The 20,056-nt window shown below is 43.7% G+C and carries 21 protein-coding genes; 13 read left to right on the plus strand and 8 right to left on the minus strand.

Annotation, left to right across the window (positions count from 1 at the left end; translation table 11 throughout):
* Nucleotides 1-7: 7 nt before the first annotated feature.
* The 5 genes from VX730_00320 to VX730_00340 are packed head-to-tail and all read left to right on the plus strand — an operon-like array spanning nt 8 to nt 6,732.
* A complete protein-coding gene (locus VX730_00320; protein MEC9290826.1) occupies nt 8-3,562 on the plus strand; it encodes a CHASE domain-containing protein in 3,555 nt (1,184 codons plus the stop codon).
* Nucleotides 3,563-3,565: 3 nt separating this feature from the next.
* On the plus strand, nt 3,566-4,012 hold the full coding sequence (locus VX730_00325; protein ID MEC9290827.1) for a response regulator: 447 nt from the start codon (nt 3,566-3,568) through the stop codon (nt 4,010-4,012).
* 21 nt (nt 4,013-4,033) lie between these two features.
* Nucleotides 4,034-4,786, plus strand: coding sequence for an ATP-binding protein (locus VX730_00330; protein MEC9290828.1), 753 nt, complete (start codon nt 4,034-4,036; stop codon nt 4,784-4,786).
* A 30-nt stretch (nt 4,787-4,816) separates the two neighbouring features.
* Nucleotides 4,817-5,044, plus strand: a complete 228-nt coding sequence (locus VX730_00335) for a hypothetical protein (protein ID MEC9290829.1) — start codon at nt 4,817-4,819, stop codon at nt 5,042-5,044.
* Nucleotides 5,041-6,732, plus strand: a complete 1,692-nt coding sequence (locus VX730_00340; protein ID MEC9290830.1) for a diguanylate cyclase — start codon at nt 5,041-5,043, stop codon at nt 6,730-6,732. The genes VX730_00335 and VX730_00340 overlap by 4 nt, the downstream gene beginning before the upstream one ends.
* Here VX730_00340 and VX730_00345 read toward each other — a convergent pair.
* Both VX730_00345 and VX730_00350 read right to left on the minus strand, forming a co-directional pair.
* Entirely contained in the window at nt 6,703-7,350 is a 648-nt protein-coding gene (locus VX730_00345; protein ID MEC9290831.1) for a DUF1109 domain-containing protein, read from the minus strand. The two genes, VX730_00340 and VX730_00345, sit on opposite strands and share 30 nt — an antisense overlap.
* Nucleotides 7,347-7,883 carry a sigma-70 family RNA polymerase sigma factor gene (locus tag VX730_00350; GenBank protein MEC9290832.1) on the minus strand — a complete coding sequence of 179 codons (537 nt, stop codon included), beginning with the start codon at nt 7,881-7,883 and terminating at the stop codon, nt 7,347-7,349. The genes VX730_00345 and VX730_00350 overlap by 4 nt, the downstream gene beginning before the upstream one ends.
* Nucleotides 7,884-8,055: 172 nt before the next feature.
* Here VX730_00350 and VX730_00355 point away from each other — a divergent pair, with 172 nt between their 5' ends.
* From VX730_00355 to VX730_00370, 4 genes are read left to right on the plus strand one after another with little or no spacing between them, the layout of a single operon-like run.
* Entirely contained in the window at nt 8,056-8,325 is a 270-nt protein-coding gene (locus VX730_00355) for a DUF2282 domain-containing protein (protein ID MEC9290833.1), read from the plus strand.
* A 50-nt stretch (nt 8,326-8,375) separates the two neighbouring features.
* On the plus strand, nt 8,376-9,236 hold the full coding sequence (locus VX730_00360; GenBank protein MEC9290834.1) for a DUF692 domain-containing protein: 861 nt from the start codon (nt 8,376-8,378) through the stop codon (nt 9,234-9,236).
* Nucleotides 9,220-9,993 (plus strand): DNA-binding domain-containing protein, encoded by a 774-nt coding sequence (locus VX730_00365; GenBank protein MEC9290835.1) that lies wholly within the window; start codon nt 9,220-9,222, stop codon nt 9,991-9,993. Before VX730_00360 ends, VX730_00365 begins: the two co-directional genes overlap by 17 nt.
* A 4-nt stretch (nt 9,994-9,997) precedes the next feature.
* Nucleotides 9,998-10,426: a DoxX family protein gene (locus VX730_00370; protein MEC9290836.1), complete on the plus strand. Its 429-nt coding sequence runs from the start codon at nt 9,998-10,000 to the stop codon at nt 10,424-10,426.
* A gap of 58 nt (nt 10,427-10,484) precedes the next feature.
* Here the strand turns inward: VX730_00370 and VX730_00375 are convergent, their stop codons facing one another.
* Together VX730_00375 and VX730_00380 are read right to left on the minus strand one after the other, a co-directional pair.
* Nucleotides 10,485-12,086 (minus strand): hypothetical protein, encoded by a 1,602-nt coding sequence (locus tag VX730_00375; protein MEC9290837.1) that lies wholly within the window; start codon nt 12,084-12,086, stop codon nt 10,485-10,487.
* 60 nt (nt 12,087-12,146) lie between these two features.
* Complete coding sequence (locus VX730_00380) at nt 12,147-13,019, minus strand: hypothetical protein (GenBank protein ID MEC9290838.1); 873 nt, start codon at nt 13,017-13,019, stop codon at nt 12,147-12,149.
* A 602-nt stretch (nt 13,020-13,621) separates the two neighbouring features.
* Here VX730_00380 and VX730_00385 point away from each other — a divergent pair.
* Genes VX730_00385 through VX730_00400 form a run of 4 tightly spaced genes read left to right on the plus strand, consistent with a single transcriptional unit; the run spans nt 13,622 to nt 17,421 of the window.
* Nucleotides 13,622-14,506, plus strand: a complete 885-nt coding sequence (locus tag VX730_00385) for a phytanoyl-CoA dioxygenase family protein (protein MEC9290839.1) — start codon at nt 13,622-13,624, stop codon at nt 14,504-14,506.
* Nucleotides 14,481-15,587: a hypothetical protein gene (locus tag VX730_00390; GenBank protein MEC9290840.1), complete on the plus strand. Its 1,107-nt coding sequence runs from the start codon at nt 14,481-14,483 to the stop codon at nt 15,585-15,587. The genes VX730_00385 and VX730_00390 overlap by 26 nt, the downstream gene beginning before the upstream one ends.
* A complete protein-coding gene (locus tag VX730_00395; GenBank protein MEC9290841.1) occupies nt 15,575-16,393 on the plus strand; it encodes a hypothetical protein in 819 nt (272 codons plus the stop codon). Before VX730_00390 ends, VX730_00395 begins: the two co-directional genes overlap by 13 nt.
* Entirely contained in the window at nt 16,390-17,421 is a 1,032-nt protein-coding gene (locus VX730_00400; GenBank protein MEC9290842.1) for a glycosyltransferase family protein, read from the plus strand. The genes VX730_00395 and VX730_00400 overlap by 4 nt, the downstream gene beginning before the upstream one ends.
* Nucleotides 17,422-17,446: 25 nt before the next feature.
* Here VX730_00400 and VX730_00405 read toward each other — a convergent pair whose 3' ends face one another.
* From VX730_00405 to VX730_00420, 4 genes are all read right to left on the minus strand, one after another.
* A complete protein-coding gene (locus tag VX730_00405) occupies nt 17,447-18,004 on the minus strand; it encodes a DUF6691 family protein (GenBank protein ID MEC9290843.1) in 558 nt (185 codons plus the stop codon).
* A gap of 22 nt (nt 18,005-18,026) precedes the next feature.
* Nucleotides 18,027-18,605: a YeeE/YedE thiosulfate transporter family protein gene (locus VX730_00410; GenBank protein MEC9290844.1), complete on the minus strand. Its 579-nt coding sequence runs from the start codon at nt 18,603-18,605 to the stop codon at nt 18,027-18,029.
* Entirely contained in the window at nt 18,598-18,906 is a 309-nt protein-coding gene (locus VX730_00415) for a metalloregulator ArsR/SmtB family transcription factor (GenBank protein MEC9290845.1), read from the minus strand. The genes VX730_00410 and VX730_00415 overlap by 8 nt, the downstream gene beginning before the upstream one ends.
* Before the next feature lie 454 nt (nt 18,907-19,360).
* A complete protein-coding gene (locus tag VX730_00420; protein MEC9290846.1) occupies nt 19,361-20,038 on the minus strand; it encodes a GntR family transcriptional regulator in 678 nt (225 codons plus the stop codon).
* Between the last annotated feature and the right edge of the window lie 18 nt (nt 20,039-20,056).

The raw sequence follows: 20,056 nt of genomic DNA on the forward strand, positions 1-20,056 counted from the left end.
AAGGTTTATGCTCGTTGCTGTGGCATATACTGCGGTTGGTCGTCTCTCTTATACTCTTGCTATTCCACCTGGGTTTGCTGTTCCAATTTGGCCTGCTGCTGGTGTCGCACTTGTGAGTGTCATTATGGGTGGGTACCGGTATTTACCTGCTGTTTTCCTTGGAGCTGTTGCTGCAAACTTGATTCTTTCAATTGAAACATCGGCAGATGAGCCTTTTATTACAGCACTTCGTGGTCTGGAGACAGCATCTTTAATTTCATTTGGTGTCATGTTACAAACTGCTTTTGCAGCGTATCTTGTGCGAAGGTTTATGCCAGAAGGGGCAATCCCGCCAAGTAACTATCATGATGTGTCTTTGTTTTTACTACTGGGTGCGGTGATAGGTTCAGTTGTGAGCTGTACTATTGGTACGGCAACACTATATTTTTATGGCATTATTCCACCAGAAGTGATTATTCCAAACTATATAGGGTGGTGGGTTGGCGATGCTATTGGTGTGGCGCTAATTAGCCCGCTTCTTTTCCTGTTGATGGATAGGAGAAACTCCCTTTTAAGGAAGTTTATTGTGGTTGTGCCCTCAGCCATTTTTGTATTGTTGGTGATTGTCGCCTTCTTTACAGCTAAAGAATACGATAAAAACCGCCAACAAGCTGAAATTGATAATATTGCAATGGAGCTCTCTCAGGAGTTAGAGGAAGAGTTACAAACTTATTTAAATCTCCTCACTGCAAATGAGCGTTTTATCCTATCATCTGAATATGTTTCTGATGATGAGTTTGAGCTCTTCACAAGGCAGTTCTTTAAGAGATATACTGGCCTTGCAGGAATGGGCTGGCTACCAAAGGTAACAAAGGATCAACGCGCTTCTCATGAGCGTTCCATTCAAGAGCAGGGTTATGCAAATTTTACAATTAAGAGGCGCTTTGATTATGGCAAGATGAGTACCTCTGAGGAGCGTGAAGTTTACTTCCCGATTACCTATGTTCATCCATATGATCTTAACAAGAATGCTCATGGGCTTGATGTTTACGGGTTGGATCCTCTCGTTGGGAATATGAGGGTTAAATCTCTTGATGCAGCAAGGGATGAGGCACAACCAAAAGCAACAGGTCGTTTTCCAATTGTACAGGCAGAAAATCAGTACGGGTTTATTGTTTACCACCCTGTGTTCTCAAGTGATGTTGATGGTGTATCTATGAGCAAGCGTCAAGAAGCGCTTGTTGGATACTGTAACGGTATTTTTACATTTCCAGACCTGATGTCTACGGTAAGTGAAGAGGCACGCTCTAAGGGATTTGATGTCATTTTAAAAGATGTGTCGGTGAACGACTCTCGTAAAGAAATTCTATTTGATTCTAGAACGCCTGACTATAAAGAGGACAGCTCTCTTGTTATTGATAAGTACGCATCTCAGGCACATGTACGTTTAAACTTTGCAGGACGTACTTGGGAAATCAGTTTTATTCATAAACATATGGAAGTTTCTAACCTGCTTTGGTGGCTTTTGATCATTGGATTACTTCTTTCTTGTGGGTTCTCACTCTTCCTGATTTGGTTGTCTGGGCATGTTGAAGCGGTTCAAAAAGAAATTGTGACAGCTGATATTGAGGAAAGAACAACAGCAGGTGTTGTGCTGGCTTGTGCATTTGCGGGTGTCTTTCTCGTGATGAGTTTGTATATTTCTGAAGAGTTTGAAAGTCAGGAAGAAGAAACTGTTCATGCCATTATTATGGAAGAGATGGACCTTATTAAAAAGAGTATTACGGATGGTCTTAGCTCTACTGTGATTGCTCTTCGCCGTATGGCGCAACGTTGGGAAACAAGTGGCGGTACACCAAAAGAAGAATGGGTAGCAGATGCACGTAATTATATTTCAGATTTCCCTGCATTAACAACAGTTGAGTGGGTAAATGATCAAAATATTATTGAGTGGGTTGAACCTTTGCGAGGGAATGAAAAAGCTCTAGGGCTTAATATTGTTTTTGATGAGAAGCGCCGTGCAATGTTGGAAGGTGCAAAGGTTCGTGGACATATTACGATGACGTCTCCTTTCCAGCTTGTGCAGGGGTATAAGGCCTTTATTGTGTATATACCTGTTTATAGAGGGGAAGATTTTGAAGGATTTATTGTTGGTATATTTGATACAGATAAATTTGTCCGTAATGTGCTCCCTGCAGAACAACTTGATAATTTCCACCTTTTAGTAAGGGATGGGGAAAGTATTGTGTTTGAAAGCTCAAAAGAAGGAAAGGTAAATGTCTCTTTTGCATCTGAGTTGAGTTTAAAGGTATTTGGGCGTAAATGGTCAGTGATTTTATCCCCTAAAGGAGATTATTTAGGGAGTAAAATTTCGTATGTTGCTCTCTTTACCCAGGTTACGGGTGTTCTCTTCTCGCTGCTTATTGGTTTTGCTATTTATACAGCTCTGATTTCCCACCAACGTAATAAACTTGCTAGGCGTAAGAGTGAAGAGCTTGCAGAGAGTGAAGCGAAGCTTCAGGCGATTATGGATAACACTATTGATGGTCTGATTACCATTGACCGAGAGGGCACGGTTCAATCTTACAACAAAGCCTGTGAGCAGATTTTTGGATATATGCCGTCAGAGGTGATTGGGCAAAACATTAAGATGCTGATGCCAGAACATATTGCCGAGAAGCACAATCGTTACTTGGATAATTACCAACAAGGTAAGAGCAAGAATAATATGATTGGATTTGCGCGTGAAGTGGAAGCTAGGCGTAAAAATGGTGAACTCTTCCCTGTGGAAATTTCTGTGAGTGAAGTCATGACGCCTGAGGGAATGATCTATAGTGGGATTATGCGTGATATTACTGAGCGTAAGAAGATGATTGAAACGCTGATGAGCTCAAACGAGGAGTTGGAGCGTTTTGCATATGTATGTTCACATGACCTGCAAGAGCCGCTTCGTATGGTGAGCAGTTTTACTGAAAAGCTAAAAGATTACATAAAAGACACTGGTGTTGAGAAGGATGAAAAAGGCCAGCGCTATATGAACTTTATTGTGGATGGTGCCAAGCGCGCACAGGAGCTTATTCAGGATATTCTTGCTTATTCAAGGCTTGATCGTGATGCACAGCGCCATGAACCTGTTGATTTAAATGATCTTATTAAGCTTGTGGAAGAAACAGTTCAAGTGGGTTTAGAATATACGGGTGGAGAGGTGACATATGGTAACCTGCCTGTGGTGCTTGGAAATAAAACACAGATTTATCAGTTGCTTCAAAACTTGATTGGAAATGGTCTTAAGTATCAAAAACCAGAAACAAAACCGTCAGTTGATGTATCAGTAAAAGAGGTTGGTGATTTTTGGCAGATATCTATAAAAGATAATGGAATTGGTATGGAAGAACGCCACTTGAAGAAAATTTTTGAAGTTTTCAAAAGGCTGCACAGAAAAGATGAATTCCCTGGGACGGGAATCGGACTTTCTGTTTGTAAAAAAATTGTAGAGCGTCATGGTGGTCAAATTTGGGTTGAGTCTAAAAAGGGACATGGTTCAACGTTCCACTTTACGCTGATGAAAAGTGAGGAGTCTTAATGCATGAGGGAGAATAGTAAGTTGATTGATATTTTGCTTGTGGAAGATAATCCGGGCGATGTGGAATTAACACGAGAAGAATTTGAGGGTGGAAAATTTAGAAACGCCTTGAATGTTGCGCGTGATGGAGATGAGGCTTTAGACTTTCTTTTTAAGCGTGGCAGTTTTTCTGATGCAAAAACACCTGATTTGATTCTGCTGGATCTAAACCTGCCGAAAACAGATGGTAGGGAAGTGCTTGAAGTGATTAAATCTGATGAGGTTTTGAAAAAAATTCCTGTGATTATTTTGACAAGTTCACAAATGGATCGTGATGTTTTGGAGGATCATGGTTTACCTTCAACATGTTATATCGTAAAGCCAATCAGTATGGGCCAGCTTCTAAATATTTTAAAAAAGCTTGAAGAGTTCTGGATTGATATTGTGCGCACTCCTGCGTTTGGTTCATAAGAAGAAAGTGTATCTCAGTCAATGACACCTGAAGAAAAGATTGCTCAGCTTGAAGCCGAACTGGAAAGTGTAAAAAAAGAGTACGACGAATATGCATATATCGTCTCTCATGATTTTAGTGCGCCATTGCGCCATGCACATGGATTTACGCAACTGGTACTAGATAGGGACGCTGAAAATTTGAGTGAATCTTCCGTGAAATATTTAAAAAGCGTGCTTGAATCTTGTGAAAAGGGCCGTGATATGTTGGAAGGCCTTTTGTACTTTTCACGTGTTCATACGTCTAAAGAAGCGATTGAGGATGTGCCCTCTGAAGATATGGTGAAATTAAATGCTGCACTTTTTGATCAACTTATTCTAAAAATTGGCGCAAAGGTTACGTTTGATCATTTGCCAGTTGTGAGAGCTGTACGTTCTCAGCTACAAATGGTGTTTCATGCGCTTTTGTTAAATGCACTTATGTATCATGAAGAAGGGGCTTCTCCTGTTGTGCATATTGCCTGTGAGGATAAAGGTAGTGAATGGCTTTTTTCTGTAGAAGACAATGGTATTGGTATTGATGAAAAGTCGCTCGAGAAAATTTTCCAACCGCTCAGGCGCGCCGTGCGAGAAGATGAGTATGAAGGCCTAGGCATGGGACTAGCACTCGCAAAGCGCATTGTGAAACGCCATGGCGGGGAGCTCACGTTAAAAACAGAGCTAGGCAAAGGAAGTGTGTTTTCTTTTACACTGCCAAAGGATGTAAATATGGAAATTGAAGAAAAGCCTTTGTAAAACACATAAAGAACCCCCATATATCAGCACATGACATATACAGGACCTGAAAAAAGAAAAAATAAGTCAGCCAGTGATGCTGAGCTTTATAAAACTTTTAAACTCAACCCTAAGCTTAAAACAGAACGTCGTGAGGACGAGCTGTCACGCTTACGTGAAATTCAATCCCAGAAGAAGCTATGGTGGCGTGTGATTATCGCCTGCGTCATTCTTAATGCTGTGTTTGTTGGGCTTGGCCTGTGGGGGATGATGTCATGAACTTTTTAGGGAATAAGCAGGTTGTGGGTTGGTTGCAAGCTCTGCTTGCGGTGATGGTCTTTCTTGGGCTTTGTAATGTATTTGGACGCTACTGTATTGTCACGTACAACACGAACCCGCTCATTTATTCTTGTGTGTCTTTCTCAAGTGCAGCGCTTGCGCTTCTCCTTTATGCAGGACGAGGGCCGCTCGGTAAAGAAACCATGCGTAGTATTGATACGTGGGTTTATGGCGTTGTCCTGATGTGTGGTTACGTATTTGGTATGCTTTTATATGCTTACGTGACGTCTACAGAGGGTACGATCCTTCAAAAAATTAGTGTGTTTATGAGTGTGATGGCGAGCTGGATTTTTCTTGGTCGTGTCCCTGATCGCTACCAACTAATTGGGACAAGCATTATTACCATTGGTGTATTTGCAGTGTGTTGGGGCCTTGGTCAAGAGAACCTTGGCACAATTCTTCTGTTGGCTTTGACATACGGTGGCCTGCAGGCCGCACGTATCTTTACAGCCGAGCTTCATAGGCCTCACTCTCAAGCAGCTTCACAGAAGAAAGACCCCAAAGCACGTGCGCGTGTCATTAGCTTTGTTATGTTTACGATGAGCTGTATTTTTACCGTCTTTTGTATATTGCTTGCAGGTGTTCAGGAACTTCAGGGAGAGCGCATCTCTGAGTATTTGCCAATGTTTTCAGACTTTACCCATCCGCCAACAATTTTCCTTGGCATTATTATGGGTGTGTTGATTGTTGTGCCTTTACGTATTTTGGAGTTTTCAAGCGCTCATACTATTAAGGCTGAAAACTTTACCACTGTCACAGCGTTTTCATCTCTAGGGACTATGTTTTGGGAGTGGGCGACATCTCCGATTAGTGGACTATCTATTAAAGCGATTTCGACATATGACGTGATGGCTGGGGTGTTCATTACAACTGGCGCATTGGTGATTGCATTGACGCGTCCTATGATTGCGCGCAGAAAAAATGCGTTGCAGGATTACATTCAGGTTTCTCCACAAGATGTGCAATCTGTTGCTGATAGCCGTTCTATTTTGGTAGAAGCGTTAGAACATTTTGATGGAGACCTTGCTAAAACTGCCAAAGCTTTGGATTTACCAAGGCCAGCTATTCAAGCTGTGCTGGATGATGAAGAGCACAGTTTAGCCTTTAAGGAGCTTTCAGCTGTTGGGCGTCAGTTTAGAGAAAACGTTGCAGGTGCAGACGCGCTCACAGGCCTTCTGAATCGTTCTCACTTTAAACGCAAGGCCAAAGACCTGTTGGAGGAAGGAAATCCTCTCACGCTCCTTTACATTGATCTGGATAAGTTTAAACCTATTAATGATACTCATGGTCATGAAGTTGGTGATGCAGTATTAACGGTTTCTGCTGAGCGTATGCTTTCCGCTCTGCCTGAAACAGCGCTAGTTGCTCGTCTTGGGGGAGATGAGTTCGCGGTTCTTGCTGATAAAGATTACAGTGAGGCTGTTAAGAAAGAAGTCGCTCAGCTTATTCAGCTGGAAAATCTAGAAGAAACGCTTTCTGTTGGTGCGTCCATTGGTGTGGCTCAGTTTCCTGAACATGGAAACACGCTTAAAGAGCTGCTGGATGCAGCCGATAAGCAAATGTATGATGATAAGCAGGCGAGAGAGAAGGCTGCGGGTTTACCAAGCGAGCTTTCTGCGGCCAAGTAAGCCACCAATAAGTGCAAGCATAATAATCGGTATTCCGTAATATACAGACACGTAAAGTGCGTAATCACTGCTGCAGTGGAACGCATAGGCAAAGGCTGTCAGGCTACCTGATGCAACACCTGCTGCCATGCCGAGTAGGGCAGGTTGTGAACTTGCAGTGTGCTTCAACCATGCATTCCAGAGGAAGCCAAATGTAATCAATCCACCAATCATAAGTGTTGTTGAGCAATGGAAGCCCATGCTTGTCATGCCGAGAATCTTGCCTTCAAAAGCAGCGATAGAGAACTTGCTTGGTTCTGCAAAAGCTGTGATAGCAAGACCTGCTGGTACAAGAAGAGCAGGCACAAAATGCTTCACGCCAATATGTGTAGATGGTCTTGAGAGTTTAAGGGTAAGCCAAGCTGCCCATGCAAAGAGCATAAAGAATGTACCATTCTTAAATACTGCTGGGAGTGTTTTAATAAATTCAAAAAAGTCAGTACGAAGACCTAGTAAGCTAAGTACAAGGAATGAGCCGAGCACGAGCAGGGCCAGAGTAATGCCATATAGCTTTTTGTTTGCGAGAGGCTTTACTTCTGACATGTCGTCAACAAGGCCTTGAATGAATGGATCGCTCATGATGCTTTCTCCTCAATCATTGCCATCATTTTTTTGATGCCTCTATGTACTGTTACTTTTACAGATGAAACGCTTTGTCCTGTTGCATCTGAAACTTCTTTCATGCTCATTTCCTGTAGCTTTACCATTTTAATGACTTTGGCTTGCTTTGTTGGTAGCTGCCCCATGAGTTTTTCTAGGTCATGTTTGGCGAGAATACTCTCGTGGTTTGAGCTTCCTGGTAGAGTTTCCTCATCAAGCTCTACAGACAGACCCGCTTTTGATGCGCGCAAAAAATCAATCCAGCGATACTTCGCGACAGCGCTCAGCCAAGGGCCAAACGGCTTTGTCGGATCATAAGTATGGCGTTTTGTATGTACGGTCATCAGTGTCTCTTGTACTAAGTCATCAATATGTTCAGGCCCAATGCGTTTACTATAATAGGCATGGAGCCACTGTTTTACATGAGTTAAGAGATTGTTGTATGCGGCTTTATCACCTGTAAGGGCGGCCTGCATCCAATTATCCCACTCATTGCTTTTATACGTATTCATGATCACTTAAGTTACATTAAAAAAAATTTTTTTATTGTGTAACCGATCTTATTTATAGACCGTATTACCCACTGAATGATTTGAAAGTTAATAAAATCGTTCGGCTTATATTCTAATGAAAAGAATAAAAAAGTCCACGATAACTAATATATAAATATAAGGTACTCGATATATGAAAAACTCTAAGAAACTTATGACAGCAGCAGCTCTAACAGCATTCGTAGCAGGTTCAGGCGCTATGATTGAGGATGCGCACGCAGGTAAGCCTGGTTACGAAAAGTGTATGGGCGTTGTTAAAGCAGGTATGAACGACTGTGGTGCGAACGGTCACAGCTGTGCTGGTCAAGCTAAAGTAGATAACGATCCGAACGAGTGGGTGTACCTACCAGAAGGTACTTGCGACAAGCTTGCTGGCGGCGTTGTAAAAATGATGAAAAAATAATCTAAATTAAAATTTAGTTTTATTTTATGCGAACCAAGAAAGCTCCTGCTATGAACGAACGTCTTAATAAATCCGGGGTCGGACTTAGACATCCTCACATGCAGGAGCTTCTGCTTGGTCAATCATCTGTTGGCTTTCTTGAAGCGCACAGCGAAAACTACTTCGGTGGTGGCCTTGCAAGAGAGCAAATCAATGAAATTTCTAAACTGTACCCTGTTACATTGCATGGGGTAGGGCTTTCACTAGGCCGCGCGGACGGCCTTGATAAGCAACATTTGAAACAGCTGAAAGCGCTGGTAGAAGAAGTAAACCCCGTGTTTGTGTCTGAGCATCTTACGTGGAGTGGCTACAGCCATACCCATGTGCCAGACCTTTTGCCTTTACCGTTTACAAATGAGGCGCTTGATACGTTTGTGGATCACGTAAAAGAATTCCAAGACACACTTGGTAGACAAATTTTGGTGGAAAACCCATCTAACTACCTTGCTTTTAAAGATTTAGATTTTACAGAGACAGAATTCCTTAACCTTGTGGCAGAACGCTCAGGCTGTGGACTTCTTCTTGATATTAATAACATTGCTGTAAGTGCACAAAACCTTGGGTATAACCCTGAGGATTACGTCGATGAAATTACAAATAGTGGTGCGGTCAAGCAGTTCCACCTAGCAGGTTATGAAGTACGTGACCTAGAAGATGGGGCACAGCTTTACCTCGATACACATGGTCACCCTGTGTATCCAGAGGTCTGGGAACTTTACAAACGTGCGTTGAGACGCTTTGGTGATATCCCAACGCTTATTGAGTGGGATATGGATATTCCTGCGCTGAGTGTATTAGAAGAAGAAGCTGCAAGAGCTGACGTTGTACGTACTGAAGTGAAAGAGGAGGCAAACCATGCCGTCGCTGTCTAAGCTTCAAGAAACACTCCTCAATGATATTTATACAGGCAGTTCAGATAGCCTTGAGTATCTGGATGCGCGTGTGCCTGATGTAGAAGGCCGTTTGAATATCTATAAAAATAATACGCGCCTTAACCTAATTGATACATTGAAAAATGTTTACCCTGTGACCCTTCAGTTGGTTGGTGAAGAATTCTTTAAAACGATGGCGCGCCACTATGTGAAACAGGTGCCAATGGAAGTTGGAAATCGCAACGCCTATGGCTCTGAGTTTAGCGATTTTATTAACGGGTTTGCAGAAGCAAAATCTCTTCCGTATTTGAGCGATATGGCGAGACTAGAATATGCCTACTTTAAGGTTGGGGTGACAGAAGAAAAAGAGACACTCACACAAGAGGGTTTACAAGCAGCTCTCGGAGAGTTTGGAGATGTGAATTTTGAGTTAAACAGCAATGCAAGTCATGTTGATTTAACTTTTAATGTGGATGGTCTTTGGCATTTACATCAATCTGATAGTGCGGATTTTTCAAGTTTTGAATTAATTGAAAGTTCTCGCCCTGTTCTTGTTCTAAGAGACGCCTCTCACATGACATGGATGAAAGTTTTAAGTGCTGAGACAGCTGCATTTTTAGCAGATGTTTCACTTGGAAAATCCTTTGCAGAATCTATGCAAATACAAATGGAAAAAGAAGCGAATTTAGAAGCGCTTCAAATGGATTTTGGTTACCTGTTAAGTCAGGGCGCTTTTACCCCTTTAAATGGAGAATGAAAACATGATATCTACAGCTAAAACAACTCTGCGTATGCTTATGGCAGATGTAAACTTTGTTCAGTCGGTTGCCCTGCTTGCAGCACGTATCTGGATTGCGAAGGTCTTCTTCTACTCAGGCCTCACTAAAATTAAAACATGGGACAGTACACTGACATTGTTTGAGTATGAATATGCTGTACCTGTGCTCCCAACAGAAGTGGCAGCATACATGGCGACTGCAGGAGAACTTATTTTGCCAGTTCTTCTTGTGTTTGGTTTGTTTACACCTATCGCAGCTCTGGGCCTATTTATTATGACGCTTGTGATTGAGTTCCTTGTGTACCCAGGAACAACAGAGCATTACTACTGGATGCTTTTGCTTGGTATTCTTATGACACATGGTTCTGGCAAGCTTGGCCTTGACCACTTTATTAAGAAGAAATTCCTCTAGGAATATATAACCCCCTATAAGAAAACAGGCCCCGTATGGGGCCTGTTTTTATGTCGATTTAGATACGTGAGACGATTTGGTTGCCAGTAATCATCTTTTTCCATTCCAGGAACATTTCACGTTCAATGCCCACAGGGCTTGAGGTATGCGAACCGTTGACCGGCTTGTAGCTTTCAGGGAGTTTTGCGAACTCTTCCTCAAAACGTGCACGGCAGGCGCTGAGATCAAACAGGCTTTCATCCACGATCTCTGGGCCGTTCAGCATGCGCTGAATGGGCTGAGATGCTTGAATGCCAGCTTCAAACAGTTTGCCGCGTTCGCTGTCCAGACGTTGCGAAAACAAATCGTCTTTCAGAACGCCATTTTCCACATAGTTGCCACGAGTCATGTCTACAGCAACATCCGCAAGGATTTTGCCATCTTCACGATACAGGCGGACACGATCCAGAATACCAGGCAAAGACGCCTTTGCAGGGTTTTCAGACAGCTTAACCTGACGCAGCTCTGCACCATTGGGTGCTTTGAGATAGCCAGACTTCGTCACAATAGTGGTATTGACCTTGGTTTCTTGCATGTCGCCACCAAGCTCGCCACCAAATTGGAAGTAGCCGCCAATGCCAGCAGTGGTAAAGGGAACGCTATGATCCCGAACCATTGAAGCCAGGTTTACAGCGCGCAGCCCACCACTCAGGGAGATGGTCACAGCCGTGGTCGTGTCTGTGTTAATGCCGGCTTTTTGTAGCTGTTTCATGCACCAAATGGCACCGCGTGCAAGGTCGCCAGAATCAATCCGCAATTGGTAGTTGGTCGGGTTGAATTCTTTCAGAACTACAATGGCATCCAGAAGGCCTTGCTCCACCGAAATGGTATCAATCAGCAGGGCGCCATAATCAGGGTGTTCTTTCATGAACTTCCGGAAGGCATGCTGTTGAGCCATACTGTTTTGGCGTGGGTCTTCAGGGTTGGCCTGCGGATTCAGGATGAAGTATTCCGCCATTTTGGTTTTGACAAACCAGTGGTCCATTGTGCCAACGGCCGTGTAGCCGCCGCGCATGGCAGCATTCATGTTGGATGTTCCAAGCATGCCGCACATGTAAGCAATATCAGCAGTCATGAAACCGCCGGTATCGTTAGAACGGCGCATAGAGTTATCAGCCAGAATCACTTTGCCATCCACAGCCCAAGTCAGGCGTGCTGCCTTGGTTGCAACTGAGGAACAGCGGCGCAGGAAGTCTGAGATGATGGTATCCACCCACTTGGCCTGAACAGGGTCACCCGTTACACGGCCAATGGGGCCAGGGAAGGTGACAGTACCATCAGGCATCATATCCACTTGGCAGTTGAACGGCATGCCTGCAAGCGTATCCAGATAGTCTGGATCATACTTGGGTTTTCCGTCTGGACGGTTGAGAGATTTGGCCCAGTCAATAAATTCACGGTCAAACCGGAATTCAGAGAGTGCGGGCAAAATCCATCTGGCGCCAGCCATAATGGTGTAAGGTGTGGTCATGCCGCCGCGCAGGTACATATTACCTGTGTTGACATAATCTCGCATACTCATGAGAGACTGGCCTGTGGTGACATGATACAGATCGGAGTTGGCAGCGGACATATGCCCATCTTCACCAATCAGCATGTTTTTGATGAGGTCTTGGCTCATGGTTGAGCTCCTTGAAGTTTTGAAGAGAAGCTCAGGCCCGAAGGCCTGAGCAAGAAAGTTTTAGACGCGCTCTTCGTAGATCGCTTGTGTGGTTGTTGCGGTCATGCCGAGAGCCACCATGTCAGCGATAAACTGTTCGCCAATTGCTGGGAAGTCTGGTCCACCAGGTGCTTGTGCAACCGGCGACATGCAGTCTTCCAACAGAACAAATTTGCCAATGTGCTCTTTACCAATCAGCTCGCCGCATTGGCGAACAGTGGTGTTGACACAGTGGCTTTTGGCTTGACCAAGTACAAAGACCAAGTCAGCAGCGCGCAGTTTGTTCAGTAAGGCTTCATTCACACGGGTGTGTGGGTCGTTCAGCTGGACTTGTGCATGGATGGCACCGTAATGTTCGGTCAGAGGGTTTTTGCCTTTGAGAATATCTGTGGTGATTTTTCCTGTCTGTTCTTCCCAGTACTTGGTTGCAGTACGGAAATCATCTTGGAGCTCGTGTCCCCATGTGCCGTATTCACAGTGGTTTGGCCAAATGAAATGGGCAAACGTGCCATCTTCTTCAAGTTGGCGTGTGTACCACAGCGCATATTCTGTCAGCGCAGGGTCATACGGCGTCCATGTACCATTTTTGATGTCATGAGACGTGATCAGCGTAAAGGGATCAGGCATATTGCCGTCTGCATCACGCCACATTGCACGGTGAGCAATGTCGGGGTGTTCTGCATTGGGCATTTCGTGGGTGTCGAAGGTCAGAATGACTTCTTCAGGAGTCGACAGCGTTTGGCCGTTATAAAACAAACCTCCATCTGTCATCCGGCGCACAAAGCAGGCACTGCGAATTGCATCTGCCATGGCGCCTTCAACTGGCAGCGCTGCGCCGTCCTGATTCATGAAGTCGTTTTGGATATCAATACCAAGAATTACAATACCAGCCATTGGGATATCTCCTTATATGAGGCATGGTTTGAGTGTGTGCCTAGGCACGGTGAATCCCTCATACAAAGTACACTTTATATGAGAGATGAAAGATAAAAAAGACCCCTGATGTGTGGGATCCTTTATCAAACGGTTTTAGATGTCTCTAAATAATAGGGGACTTATAGCATGTGACTGAGTTGTATGCAATATAAAAGGGCTAGAAATAAACGACATTTTATGTTTGTCAGATTTTAACTTTATGGTACATTTATATGCAACACGTTCTAACTGAGTTCCCCTGTTGCAAATTGATGGAAAGCCACGCTCAATACGGGCTCATTTAACGTTTTGTGCTGTTAAAAAGGTGCAAACAACAAGGAGGCTGAAACGCCGTGATTATAGACCAGTCCGTAAGGGAGTTGGTGTGGGAGATAGAGTCCTCTCCGCCAGATATAAACCAAAAAATCATTCAACTGATACAGACTCTTCACAACAACCTTCAAACCCACTCCCACACTCTCACACATCTACCTACACAACAGACAGCTTACACACAGTATCCTCTAGATGAGGACGGCTTTGCTGTAGCGTTTGACCCGTTAAAGGATGAGGAGGGCTTTATGGCTGCCTTTAGAGAGCATGGTCTTGTTGTGGGTAAGGGCGTGATCTCGAGTGAGCTGTGCAAGAAAGCAGTTCATAGAATTCAGGACGTAGCTTCTCTTATCAGTAATGGGCAATTTGATTTCTCAAACCCTGAGAGTTGGCACGGTATGCCCGAGGATGAACATGGTACGCCACTCCTGAGCAGAGGATTCTTTGAACTTTACCATGATGGGGTCTGGGCTGAGATCAGGCAGAGTATCAGGCTTTATATTCATCACGTACTGCTGTGGGGTAGGGTTGATTTATGGAGTAGTTTTGACAGGTTTGGTGTAAAGCTCCCGAATGAAGATGGCAAGGCGCTTGGTCTGCATGTGGATCAAAACCCAACGGTTCACCCTGAATTTAGAACATTGCAGGGCATTCTGGCGCTTGCAGATAACCCCAAAGAGCAGGGCACATTTAGAGCTGTACCAGGATCAAGAAAGGACTTTCATGGGTACATTCCGTTTGTGAAGAATAAAGGGGAGTATGTAGCGCTGGAAGAGGGGAGTGAACTCTCTGAAAAGCTGAATTCTTACCAACAAGCTTTTCCACTCAGAGCAGGTGACATTGTGACATGGGATAGTAGAACAACTCATGCCAACACATCGAATTTGTCTGATTCTACGAGGTACGTGGCCATGGTGGCGATGGGGCCTGCACCTGAGAACTTTTCTGAAATGTCTGCAGTCAGGCAGGAAGCCTTTGAAAGTGGCCTTGGGAGTAACGTGAGAGATGCGCTCATGCATGCCAGTATGAAACCAAGATTCACAAATAGTTCCGTTATGAACGCAGTGAGACAACCAGAACACTTAAACCAATTGGGAGCGTACCTTTATGGCTTTGAACCTTACGAACTGTAGACTCTTATTAAATGCTGAGTCTTTTGGGTTTGGTCCAACAGCAGCCATTGCGAGCTTCTTTCCTCTCCTTAAAGGGCAAGTAGAGCGCATCAGTTATATAGGAGACGGGCATAGCTTAGACCTACAAAAGCCTCTGGATTATGACGCTATTTATGATTCCAGCAATATGAGAAACACGGCTTTGGAGGGCATCTTAAAACAGTATGATGTGTTTTTGACAGCGACTGACTTTATAATGGCTGAGAAAGCAAAGGCCGCAGGCTTAAGAGTGATTATCTATGATCCACTCACATGGTTTTGGAAGGATATGCCAAATGCTGTAAAGGGTTGTGATTTATACCTCTCTCAAGATTTTATTGGCGTGGGCAAACTACTTAAAGGGTATAGAGAGAAGATGAAAGGCGAAGCTGTTGCCGTGCCACCGATTCTTCAATCTAAAATGCCAGAAAGAGAAGGGCAGCATGTTCTTTTGAACTTTGGTGGGCTCATGAATCCATTTTGGAGCGAGGGAGATGCGATTGCTTATGCGGAGGCGATGTATAAAGCTGTTGTTGATGCTTTACCTGAAGGGGAAGAATTGATTGTGTGCGCGAGTGAAAAGGTTGCTGAGGCTCTACCACATATACATGCTCAGAGTTATCCAAGGGAAGAGATGCTGAAGATTCTTGAGGGGAGTAAGTATGCCTTCATGACCTCCGGACTTGGGAATATCTATGATGCGGCGCAGTTTGATTTGCCAACAGTTTGGCTTCCGCCAACCAATGATAGCCAAGGGCAGCAGTTAGACATGATTGCGTCGGAAGGGTATGTGGACATCGCTCTCACATGGCATGATTTGCTGGGTATACCTGAGCTTGATTATAGGCAAGAGCAAGCTAAGGTGATTGCAGATATTGTGAACTGTGTTGGCAAGCTTCCTTCTGTGAATTTAAATTTTAATCACGCCTTAAAGCAGGTCTCGGCTCAGGATTCTAGCCGTGCAAAAGGCTTGATTGATGTGTACGGTACATCTGGTGATGAAGCTGTTGCCTCAGTTGTTCTTGGCTTTATTGAGAAAGGAGGACAGGTATGTTCAGCTTAAACTCTCATCATAGTCCTGATTCTCTTCTTTTAGATGCTTATAGGCCAGCGCTTCTTGGGCAGGATATGAACCTTTTTACCTTAACCATTAAGCATAACCCCAAAACATCTCTCGCGAGGTATCAAAGCCATGCTGTACTGAGTGCACCATGTAAAGATGAGTTTCCGGTAGATGCTTACCATTTATTAGGTGGAATGGTGAGAGAGGCTTTACTTAAGCAGGGCATTTATAGTGTGCATAGCACATGTGTTGACGGCCATTTGATTGTCGCGCATTCGGGTGGAGGGAAGAGTTCTGTGTTGTTGGAGTGCGTTGAGCAAGGAATGAAAGAAGTCATCTCGGGTAATAAGACTCTGGTTACGTTTATGGATGGGAAGATGCAAGCTGTTGGTGGCACTGCTTCTATGACAATAGGAGAGCAGGTCTTTCATGAACAGGTTCAGGCACCCGTTTCTGACAAAAAGGTGTATGGAGATAGAGTTGCGTTCAGGATTTCAGAAGATAGATACGCAAGTCACCCTCAAAACATTCATGCTGTTTGGGTGGTAAAACTGACAAATGAGGACGTTGTTTGTCAGGAGTTGTCAAAAATGAGTGTCTTACATAGGCTCTTTCCATTCTTTATGGATACGGTGAATGCCTCGGTGATTCTTGGAGAAGGGGAAGTATTGTTTCAGCCAGAAGATCAAAAGGCAGAAGAGGGGTTGCCTGCACTGTTAAAACAGGTTTTGGATCATGTTCAGGTGTTTGAAGTATCAGGGACAAGGCAAGAGATTGCAAAGTTGATAAAGGAGAAAACATCATGAAGAAGATTCTCTACGGGATTTGCGGTATTGGGTTGGGCCATATGTATCGCCAATTGCCAATTCTTGAAGCTTTAAAAGGACAGGCTAAAATTGCTATTTTTGCCTACGGAGAGAGCTTGAAGTTCTGTGAGGAGCATTTTGCTGAGGACGCGTATATTCAAGTGATTCCTGTGGCCGTACCCTTTATTGTGGGTGATTCAACTGGGTTAAACTTTGCTAAGAGCTTGTCACATGAAGCCAATCAACAGAACTTTTGGGAAATCAATACGGCTGCAATGGCGCAGGCGCAGGCCTTTATCGGAGAACCTGATGTGGTTTTAACAGACTATGAACCTGTGAGCGCTCAATATGCTTATATGTATGACGTGCCGCTTTATACGATGGACCAGCAAAGTAAGTACTTAGTTGGTGACTATCCAGAGAAGCTTGGAGATGTATCTCTTATTGATGAAGTTCAAAGGCTGCGTATGTTTTTCCCAAAAGCTCACAAAAGAGTGGTGTTTTCATTCTTTGATGTGAATGTGAAGATCCAATACGCAGGTGAAGTGCAAGTGGTAAGGCCGATATTAAGGCAAGAGCTGCAAGGTTTAAAAAGGAAAGTGAAAAGAGGTTCATACTTAATTTACCTGTCTGCACAAGGTGGGCATAGCCAGAGTTTAAGTGAGATTCAGGAAATCTGTGCGGCTTTCCCTGAATCTGAGTTCCATATCTTTGATGGTAAAAATGCGAGTGATGAGGCCTTTATTGAAGCGTTAAGAACCTGTGAGGGCGTTATCAGTACCGCAGGACACTCGCTTATGAGTGAGTCAGCCACCCTAGGTATTCCTGTTTATGCTATGCCTTTGAATATCTATGAGCAGCAAATGAATGCTGTTGAAATTGAGAAAGCGGGGCAGGGAATAAATAGGTCTACGTTTACGCAGAAAGGTTTTGAAGCATTTCAATCATTCTGTGAAGCGTTCGCGCCTAAACCTCTCGGTGATGTGTTTAATATAGAAGAGCTCATCTCTGAAATTTTGAGCCATTAAAAAAGGCTCCCGAAGGAGCCTTTTGCTATCTGAGTGATTTAGGGACTGCGATAGCAATGCCAATAAAGGCAAGGCCAAGAAGAATACCAAGTAAGGTTCCATCCATGGCAATCAGATGCTCATACTTACTGCTTGTTTCAGCAAGGCTGACTTTACCGCCTGCAATTTTATCAAATAAAGAGGTGTTCGCTTTAAGCCATTCATACATGAGCGTGAAGGCGAAAGCGCCTGCAAATCCACCCAGTACAAAGAAGAGTGCATCTTTGCGCCCTGTTGCAAGGGCTGCAAGGCCTGTGCCTGGACAGTAACCAGCAATGGCAAAGCCAATACCAAGTAAAGCGCCACCAATGACAACGCCAAGGTAGGCTGCTTTAATAGAAATGTGCCCTGCATCGATAAAACCAAGTTTAAGACCACTAAATAAAGCAACGGAAGCAAGGCCGATAGCAAATAAAATGGCTTTCATGAGGCGCAAATCTGTAAAGCGTAGCATGTTAATAATATTTTCTGGGTTTGTGGCTCCAACACGGTTAAGGGCAAAACCAAACAGCGTACCAAGAGCAATAGCAAGATAAAGTTCCATAGTTTAATTCCTTTCTTGAGCCTTAGCGTTTTTTATACAAAATCATGGCAAGCGGGATAGATGTTGCAAAGAGCCCTAATGCAAATAAGTAGCCGCTGAGAGATGTTTGCATCATACCGCTCATCATATGGCCACTTGTGCAACCGCCTGCGAGCCTTGCGCCAAAAAGAACGATAAAGCCAGCAATAAAGGCCCATACATAGCGCTTTGTTGGGTTGGTGCCAAAATTATCAGACCAAGCTTTAGGCATTTCTGATTCTTGTTTAGATGCAGGCTTATCACCTGAAAGCTTACTTGCTAGAAAAGCACCAAACATCATCGCGAGTACAAACACAAAGCTATAGTTAAGTGGGTTGGCTGCATTTTTGGCATATTTACCGCCACTCTTATTTAGGTAAGCATTTTCTGAACCGTAACCTGTTTTACTATCTACACCTTCTTGAATAATTTCAGGGTTGATCATGTCCCAAACAATGGCATCAGCAATAACAAACTGGGTGGATACGCCAATTGGCTTCACAAATAATACCGCACTAAAGAAAGCCATCGCAAGGAGTGCGCCTCCTATAGCCCAGGGCAAAACGCTTTTACATTTACACATTAGAGTTCTCCTTATTTTGACAAAATTCTTGATAGAGCAGGGCCATAATATCCTGCGTGAGTTTGGATGAAATACTGTAATAGAGGGTGCGATGCTCCCTTCTGTAGCTGACAATACCTTCTTCTCTAAGCTTGGCAAGGTGCTGAGATGTTGAGCTTTGTGCAAGCCCTGTTGCTTCTATAAGTTCAGTGACGCTTTTTTCACCCTCTGCCATGGTGCAAAGGAGAAGAAGCCTATGAGGGCTTGCAATACCTTTTAAGTATTTTGAGACCATATCCGCTTTATTGTTCATGTCATCCATATATATATTGTAATATTAGAAATGTATAATATCAAGTTTTTATAATATAAAAACAAAAACCAAGAAAAACCCCCTCTCACATGAGAAGGGGTTTTTGAAAATTCTTTTTCTTAGCCAAATAGGTAGCTTGCAGCGTAAAGCAAGAAAGCAATACCTAAAAGATACGGAGCTAGGTATAGTAGCATAACCAAGCACAGCCTCGTTTTGTTAAACTCAGTAAGTATCCTGAATGCTTCAGAATTCCCTACCTAACTCACTATATGGTGACTTTTTTCCTCAAGTCAAGCTTTTGAGGCACTTTTTGCCTTTAAAATTCCCTTAAGTAGATTGCTACTCTACGGGCCTTTAAAAGCCAAAAATTACCCTCAAAACTGTAGATTATGGAACAGGTGAAAAGAAAGTATGAAGAAATAAAAAAGAGGGACGTAGTCCCTCTTTTTTAAACGAAGAGTGCTTAGTTAACTGTTTCAGAAGTTGTTTCTGTCGCAGTTTCTACTGTAGTTGCATCGATACCGTAGTAAGTGCTAACGATTGTACGCATTGTTTTTTCAGCGCTGTCAGCTTTCTTACGCTTGAATGCACCCATGAGGTAAGTGAATTCTTGAGCGATTGTCTTCATGATATCGTCAGTTAGAGCAACAGGTGTCGCAACAACCATGCGGCGCTCTACCATGTTTAGAACTTCAGCAGCTGTTGTGCTACCACAGCCCTGACGGATCAGAGAGAATGCTTCAGAGATAGCTGTTTCAAATGCTTTAACATCAGTTGTCTTCAGGCTTGAAACGTGGTTCTCAAGTGCAAGGATGCTTTCGATGTCAGCACGTTCAGTTGCCATACGCGCAGCAAGGCTCATCATGTGTGCAAATACAGATTTTTGGTCTGTAATTTCGTCTTTTGTCATTGTGCGGACAAAAGCACCACGGTGTGGAACCATTTCAATAAGGCCATCAGCAGCGAGTGCACATAGTGCTTCACGTACAGGTGTACGAGATACGCTGTATTCTTTAGCGATTTTAAGTTCGCTTAGGTGGGCGCCACCAGAAAGTTCGCCTGTCGTAATTTTTGAACGCAGCATCTCGCGTACGTTTTGGTCCAAGTTTGCAACACCTTGCATTGTGCTATCCCTCTTCATTTATCGTTTTTTATAATT

This window comes from Pseudomonadota bacterium, assembly GCA_036141575.1.
Lineage (GTDB): Bacteria > Pseudomonadota > Alphaproteobacteria > UBA2136 > JAPKEQ01 > JAPKEQ01.